General features: G+C 45.1%; 12 protein-coding genes and 2 pseudogenes. All 14 read right to left on the reverse strand.

Going from position 1 to position 6,796, the window contains the following annotated elements:
• Positions 1 to 137 precede the first annotated feature (137 nt).
• The 14 genes and pseudogenes from T456_RS20955 to T456_RS22280 all read right to left on the reverse strand — a co-directional run bounded on the left by T456_RS20955 (position 138) and on the right by T456_RS22280 (position 6,716).
• Positions 138 to 773: a hypothetical protein gene (locus T456_RS20955; protein ID WP_024864831.1), complete on the reverse strand. Its 636-nt coding sequence runs from the start codon at positions 771 to 773 to the stop codon at positions 138 to 140.
• On the reverse strand, positions 733 to 951 hold the full coding sequence (locus T456_RS0102770) for a hypothetical protein (RefSeq protein ID WP_024864832.1): 219 nt from the start codon (positions 949 to 951) through the stop codon (positions 733 to 735). The genes T456_RS20955 and T456_RS0102770 overlap by 41 nt, the downstream gene beginning before the upstream one ends.
• A 46-nt stretch (positions 952 to 997) precedes the next feature.
• The gene (locus T456_RS0102775) at positions 998 to 1,255 is read right to left on the reverse strand and encodes a hypothetical protein (RefSeq protein WP_024864833.1); all 258 of its coding nucleotides are present in this window, start codon (positions 1,253 to 1,255) and stop codon (positions 998 to 1,000) included.
• Positions 1,256 to 1,270: 15 nt separating this feature from the next.
• Positions 1,271 to 1,537 carry a DUF6115 domain-containing protein gene (locus T456_RS0102780; RefSeq protein ID WP_024864834.1) on the reverse strand — a complete coding sequence of 89 codons (267 nt, stop codon included), beginning with the start codon at positions 1,535 to 1,537 and terminating at the stop codon, positions 1,271 to 1,273.
• An 83-nt stretch (positions 1,538 to 1,620) separates the two neighbouring features.
• A complete protein-coding gene (locus tag T456_RS0102785) occupies positions 1,621 to 1,950 on the reverse strand; it encodes a hypothetical protein (RefSeq protein ID WP_035800976.1) in 330 nt (109 codons plus the stop codon).
• On the reverse strand, positions 1,925 to 2,233 hold the full coding sequence (locus tag T456_RS0102790; protein WP_024864836.1) for a hypothetical protein: 309 nt from the start codon (positions 2,231 to 2,233) through the stop codon (positions 1,925 to 1,927). Before T456_RS0102790 ends, T456_RS0102785 begins: the two co-directional genes overlap by 26 nt.
• Positions 2,234 to 2,315: 82 nt before the next feature.
• Positions 2,316 to 2,696 (reverse strand): hypothetical protein, encoded by a 381-nt coding sequence (locus T456_RS0102795; RefSeq protein ID WP_024864837.1) that lies wholly within the window; start codon positions 2,694 to 2,696, stop codon positions 2,316 to 2,318.
• 510 nt (positions 2,697 to 3,206) lie between these two features.
• Positions 3,207 to 3,374 (reverse strand): hypothetical protein, encoded by a 168-nt coding sequence (locus T456_RS22270; RefSeq protein ID WP_155838004.1) that lies wholly within the window; start codon positions 3,372 to 3,374, stop codon positions 3,207 to 3,209.
• A gap of 485 nt (positions 3,375 to 3,859) precedes the next feature.
• Positions 3,860 to 4,012 (reverse strand): annotated as a pseudogene (locus T456_RS24270) (flagellar assembly protein A); the annotation flags it as partial.
• Positions 4,013 to 4,207: 195 nt separating this feature from the next.
• Complete coding sequence (locus T456_RS24010) at positions 4,208 to 4,480, reverse strand: hypothetical protein (protein WP_334291119.1); 273 nt, start codon at positions 4,478 to 4,480, stop codon at positions 4,208 to 4,210.
• Positions 4,481 to 4,906: 426 nt separating this feature from the next.
• A complete protein-coding gene (locus T456_RS22975) occupies positions 4,907 to 5,059 on the reverse strand; it encodes a hypothetical protein (RefSeq protein WP_242835842.1) in 153 nt (50 codons plus the stop codon).
• Between the two features lie 495 nt (positions 5,060 to 5,554).
• A pseudogene (locus T456_RS24275) lies at positions 5,555 to 6,049 on the reverse strand (chemotaxis protein CheD).
• A gap of 316 nt (positions 6,050 to 6,365) precedes the next feature.
• The gene (locus T456_RS22275) at positions 6,366 to 6,515 is read right to left on the reverse strand and encodes a hypothetical protein (RefSeq protein ID WP_155838005.1); all 150 of its coding nucleotides are present in this window, start codon (positions 6,513 to 6,515) and stop codon (positions 6,366 to 6,368) included.
• A gap of 93 nt (positions 6,516 to 6,608) precedes the next feature.
• Positions 6,609 to 6,716: a chemotaxis protein CheC gene (locus T456_RS22280; protein WP_155838006.1), complete on the reverse strand. Its 108-nt coding sequence runs from the start codon at positions 6,714 to 6,716 to the stop codon at positions 6,609 to 6,611.
• Positions 6,717 to 6,796: the final 80 nt, after the last annotated feature.

Below are 6,796 nucleotides of genomic sequence, written 5' to 3' on the forward strand. Positions count from 1 at the left end.
ACGTGTGTATTTGTTACTGCCATAGCCTTAAATGGGCATAAACAGCCCTATAAGCCCACAGCTTTTATATATTATCATACGGATTTTGATAAATCAACAAAAAAATAAGACATTATCCACATTTTTACGGTAATGTCTTATTTCGTGATTATATTTGCAACCTGTTCGTAGCTTGCGCCCTCGGGAATTGTCTTTACTCCCGAACGAATTATTCTGTCTATATGCTGTTCAACAAGATATCTGTTAAAAGAGCTTGCGTTGTCGATAAGTCCTTCTCTTTCAAGGATGGCTGCCACCGCTTCAGAGCCAAGTCCGCCGGGGATTGTAACACTCTTTCCGGATGCTGTCTGAGTAGATGACTGCGAACCTGATGATGAGCTTGAACCTTGAGATGTCTCTGTTCCTGTCGATACGTTTGTACCGGTTCCCGTTCCTGTCCCGGATTCCGATGAGGTACTTGTTCCTGTTGAAGTACCGGAATTACCGGATGAAGTGCTTTCTGATGAAGAGCTTCCGGATGTATTGCCTGACGCAGAAGTCTTACCTGTACTTGTATCGCTTCCTTTCGTCGAAGAGTTTTTTCCGGAGGATGCAGTATCTGTGGAAGTGCCTGTCGCAGTTTCTGCCGAAGTACCGCTGGAAGTACCGGTTACCGTCTCTGTAGAATTACCACCGGATGACTTCCCGGTCGATGTTTCAGTTGAAGAACCGGTTGACTTCCCGGTTGATGTCTCAGTTGAAGAAACCGGTTGACTTCCCGGTTGATGTCTCACTTGATGCGGAGGCTGACTTCCCGGTTGATGTCCCGGAACCCGTATCCTTGGCAGAAGCTACATCGGTAGTCTTTACCTGTCCTTCTGCTGCACCCTGAGCATCATCGCCTGAGCTTTCACTCTGAGATTCTCCCTCTTCTGCATCCGTACCTTCTCCTTCTTGCGCTTCTCCAGCCACGCCAGAAGAAGGTTGATCTGGCGAAGTGACTGTTTGGTCGACTTCCTCAGGTATTTTTTCTCCTGCTTGACCCAATGGCGTATCGGATGAAGATGTATCTGTTTTTTTCATTACTATTCCCTGCCTCTTTGCTGTTCTGAGAAAGTGTGCCGGTTCCGGCCTCTATCATTCCGAGCTCCTTGGCTCTTCTGATAACCTCGGCATCACTAATGGTGGTCTTCCTGCCACCAAGGGCAAAGCCCATGACGATAGCGGTGAGAATTATGCCGATTCCCATACCGCGAAGATAATACTTTAGTTTCATTAAATATCTTTTCCTTTATCTTACTTTTCTGTGTTTGTTTGAAAGATCGATAACCAGTTTCACTTCACCTATTCCAAGGCCAAGTTCTCTGGCAATGACCATATTTGATTTGCCCTGCTTGTGCATCTCAAGGATCTGTCTGTTCTGGGAAGCGGGATCATTGGCTGTAAGTTCCTCCATGGATGTGTCAGGATTTTTGGCCTTGCCCTGAACTCTGACTGCTTCCTTAATGGGAATCACCTTTTGAATCGGATTGCTGCTCTGTGTCGCCCTTTCCTCCAATAATATGGAGTCCGTTTAAATCCTCCGCATTCAGGATCTCAGCCGGAATCTCCTCAAGAACTTCAAGTTCCTTAAGGTTCTTCTCATCGACGTAAACCGCTCTCTATGCTGCCCTCAGGCTGGGGCTGTGAATTAACAGGAGCCGGTGCATCGGCGTCAGCCTGATCGTTCTTTTCTTTATATGGAATATGGATTCCACTGAGTTTATCCTCAGCTTCATCAATATACACTGCCCGAAGATTAGATGCCTCTTTTGCCTCCTTGGCTGTAGCCTGGGCATCAAGAACAGCCTGCTTGGGCTTCATCAGTCTTTCTTGAGACTTCGGAGACAACAGGACGTAAGATTTTTTGTGCTTGTCATTGAGCATGTCATACATGAACATGACTTCAATCATGATTTTTGTGGATATCATTGATAACGGTATCAGAGTACTCGCCGATGGCTGACATCTTCTCATTGGAGATGCGCTCCATTGCTCTCTCTGTCCTGTCCAGAGTATTGTCAACGGTATCGTCGACCATATTTTCGATGGTTTCCTTCTGATCCTCGACCTCACGTCTAACAAGCTCACGAATTTCTTTTTCCATGAGCATCTTTTCTTCTTCATCCATTTCTTTACCGGCAGGAAGAAGGTAACCCAATATTATCGCAGCGAATCCTGCGACGATGAGAACAATCTCTGTGATACTTATCATAACTCCGCCCAAAAAATCCCAACAAAAGAGTCGCGTTTTAAAAAAACACGTTTCTTTATTATAATATAGAACCGTTAAATCTTCAAATCAAACCCGATGACAGATGAAGGTCCACAGGTTTCCCATTCCTGTCCCTCATGTTATCTGCTATTTTTTCCATCTGCTCTGTGGTCAGCTGACGCTCAACAACCTCGTCGTCGTCCCCCTGGTTTCTACGACGATTTTGCCCTCCGTCTCCCATGTACTCATTAGAGCCCTTGTCTTCCGCATCAGCGTTCATCCCGTCCTGTGAGATATCATTCTTGGTGTTGACCTGATGCTGTTGATTCTCAACCTCATTGTTGAACTGAGTCTGGAAGTTGTGCTGATCCGCAAGGGGTTCTGGCCTTCCTCTGCCAGCTTTAATGCTGGTTACATCCGTTGACGTAGCCATTACGCCAAAATCAATTCTGGTTATGGACATCGCTCATACAACCTCCTCTCTCCCTTTATATATCGGCCTGCGAGCCTTTATCATATAGGTGCAGTCCGGTTACATCTCCCGAGTTTATAACAAACTTACTGTATTGAACAGGCTTTTTTACTATCATGGAAAGCTCCCTATGTTGACAGTCGTCCCGGGATATGCTGTCCCCTCAACAATAACTTCAGCTTCCTTTGGACTTCTGCCAGCTTTGCCCATGAGGCTCCGAATATTCTGCGGAATCCTGCCTCAATCTGCTGCGTAAGGGTTTTGTTCATCTCTATTAAGCTTCTTGGCATTGGCAAACCTGGTCAGGAAGTGAACTTGGCGCCCGCCTTAAGCATCTTGGTAAAACCATCGATGGTGGGCTTTATACTATTTATATTTTTGCTGGCTGTCTGGATGTTCTTCTGCAGCTCTTTTAACCGGATCTTAAGCTTGCGGATTCTGCCACCCGACTTCGATAATAGTAATTGCGCTCCCCATCTCAGACCCCCAGCACCTTTGCCCTTATCTTATCTGCTGCCAGTAACCTTTACCGCCTGCTATGAAGCCTCTTCTTCCGGTAACGTTATCTTCTGTTTCCCGAGGCACCGTCGAATGAAGTATACATTCGCTGGTGATACTGGCCTTTGGCCATTCATGGTGGCGTTTCTCAATGAAACTTGGTGACAACATTTTCCGCCGGCTTTTATATATGCCGCCTGCCTTGGCCTCCCGCATTTCAAGTATAACAATCTGCCCCGCATCAAGTGTAGCCCCTTCTACGATTCCTTTTACAACAATATTTCCTCCGGCCTTTACGCTGAAATTAGAAGCTTATGACACCTTTACTTCAACGCTGCCTTCGTATTCGATATTACCTGTGGAAACATCGACATTCTCAAGTACAAGAACATCTGATACGGTGATCTTGCCTTCTTTTATGGTAACGTGGCCCTGACCTTTGCCTGCTGTAAGTGTAAGCTTATCTTCGGAAAAGGACCGTGTTTTTGCCGTATTTTATAAAAGCGGATTTCACGGCATGGGGCCTTGATGTTCTCGCCGTGGAACATTTATACCGGGTTCTCCCGGCTTTTTCGGGATGCAGAGTAGCCAGAAGCTGTCGGCTTCCACATTGTTAATAAGATTCAAATGGAAATAGTCAACCACTTCCGTCCTCTTTAAGGGGTAGGCTTTGCCCTGAGATTTGCATTGAAATGAAGCTCAACTTTCGCATCCCGGCCCTGGACAACAGGTTTTCCCTGAGCGACAACAAGCGTTTTACAGTACTGCCTGTGTTCAAAAAAGTTATGTATAACATCTTTGTTGATGCCATAATTAACTTTTCTGTAAAGCGAGGACTGCTAAGGACCTCATTCTCTCAGTCATCAGCTCCGCTCCGTTTTTGATGGCGGGTAAAAAAATGCTGTGACAGTCATGCGGTCCTGAGAATGTCGAACTTACAAGGCCTCACGTTCAGGAAAGATCTGAGCGTCATTAAAGAGAACGACACTTTCGTCTGCTTTTTGTCACAGCGTCATTGATTTACAACTACGTCGTATTGAATTTTTCCGATCGGTCAAGATAGTCTCTCTGACATCGTGACGTTTAGCGGTCCCGCCATCTGTCGGTTGCAAACCACTTTGATGCCGGTGCCTTTTGGCGTGATCACCAGTTGAAAATAACCATTCATTCTTTTTACCCCGGCAAACCATATTATCTTGAATTTGTGAGGTAATCCCTAGATATTTGCCGAGTTTCTCCCTCATCTTCTGAAGAGCCCTGGTGTGAAGCTGAGAAATTCTGGACTCAGAAACCTCAAGAAACTTCGCTTATCTCCTTAAGTGTCAGTTTCTTCATAATAATAAAGCAGTATGACTTTTCTTCTCCTTGTCAGTCAGAAGTTCAAGAGACTCAGCCAGCATCTTCTTAAGCTCTTCCTTCTCAACCGCCTCCTCGGGCCTTTACGAATGAAAGAACTGTGATTATTGGAATCATCGGTTAATGTCTGAACCCTGATCCATAAAACTCGTTCAAAGAAACAACGCCGGTGACTTTCATCTGGTTCTGCCAGTTTCTGATACTCATCTTCGCTGATCTCCATTTTTGCAGCGATCTCGGCATCGGTGGCAACGTGGGCCGCCATCTCTTTCTATCTCTCTGATAGCCGCAATCGATTTTCTTCTGACCGTTGTCTGGATGGTACGGGGAAATCCAGTCCATTTTCCTTATCTGATCCAGAATAGCTCCGCGGATCCTAAGACTCGCATATGTTCAAATTTAACGTCTTTCATAAGATCGAATTTATCTATGGCATCAATAAGTCCAAAGATACCATAGCCTACAAGATCATCGTATTCCACGTTAAATCCAAGGTACATACTAAGCCTTCCGGCAACCAGTTTTTACCAGAGGAGCCATACTCAAGTATCAGCTTCTCCCTGATATCAGCTGACTTGGTCTTATTATATTCAGTCCATAATTTATTTCTGCCTGCCTCGTCCATGCATCTTTTCCCCGGTCAATATTTTTTCTAGAAGTCAGATGTAATATTCTGGGTCCATCCACAGAGGTTACATCTTCACCACCCCCTCGGCTTCCATTGCGGCCCTTGCTCTTCTCAAGTCTTTCAGCCTCAGCTTTTTCGGGCCATGGCTTTCTCGTAATTCACATCGAGGAACCTGTTTATCATCTTCTCAATGATAAGTCCGATGATAAGGAACACCACAACGGATGCAAAAACAATAATAAACCAATCACGTACCGGATAGTGCTTAAAGTAAGTGAAAAGAGCTATGATCCGCTGTACATCCCAAGCACTATCAGCGGTGTGATCAGTTTTGTATTAACTTTTTTAATCTGTTCAATATCGGTATTCATATGGTCTTCTCAGGCTTTCCTACAGCTCTGATTAACAAAATATTACCGTTCTCGGGATAAAAAATAACTGTCCTTCCGTAAGAATCTCCGGTATCCTGTGCCAAAACCGGAATGTTCATCTCCCTTGAGGCTTTTTAAGCGTGGCCTGAACATTTCTGTCGCCGACACGCATAGCGTTATTGCTTGACTGAAAAGCAAACATCTGAGCTCCGCCTGCGATCTTGGCCACAAGCCTTGATCTGGCTGGCTCCTTTTGCAACTATCTGCTTTATGAGCTTCTTCTATGCCCGTATCGGCAAACTTGGGGATATTAGAATTATTTTTATCTCGGTTGAATCAGGTAGCATGATATGTGCCAGGCCGCCTATCTTGGTAACAGGGTCTCTCACAGCAATTCCCACACAGGAACCAAGTCCCAGTGTAGTGATTCCGTCAGGGCTGACACAAATATTCAGAATCGGCCATACCAAACCTTTAATAATTTGGCTCATATATTTCCCTCATTAAACATCAATGTCTCCCATTCCGAGAGATGACAGAATCTTTTTGTAAACCAATCCATATCAGGCAAAAGAATGAAAATATCCGCTAAGCTTAAGTTCATCAAAGAACTGAGTCCTCAAATCAGGAGTATCTTGTCGCCCATCATTCCGAAACTGGATAGCCGGTACGCTAAGGATGGCAGCTGCCATATCAATGGCCACATAAGGAACCGAAGGAACAAGCTTTAAGGTTTGTCATCATCGAAAAGTGAATTCAGATAGGATCCGGTTGATGATATTACCTACTTCCTTTAAGGCTGACATTTCAAACCTCATCAAATTCCTGGTCTTCAGGTTTGGCGCCTGTTCCCATAAGCTTATCCACGAGATGTCTTGCAGCCTGCTTGCCCCAAGAAGGAACATGATACTTCCGTTCTATATTCTCCCTCCACTGCAAGATAAAATGCCTGCCCATTATCTTTCTCTGCTCCGCCCATCATATCCCCCGACATCCTTGAAGTCAAGAAGTCGTACCTGAGGAGACAAAACATATCAACCTTTGTTCCAATCAATCTGCGCCCAAGGCTGTAGTGGCATTACCGGCTCCGATATTGCCCAGCTCCTTGAGCACATCAAAGTACTGGCTGGATAAATTATCCAGACTCATTTCTCCCATATTCAATCCTCCAATCAGCCTGCGTTAGAAGCCTTCTCTTTTACTTCCTTCTCAGCCACAACAGCGTCCAGATCAAGAAT

Source organism: Butyrivibrio sp. FCS014 (assembly GCF_000526935.1).
In the GTDB taxonomy this organism is placed as follows: domain Bacteria; phylum Bacillota; class Clostridia; order Lachnospirales; family Lachnospiraceae; genus Butyrivibrio.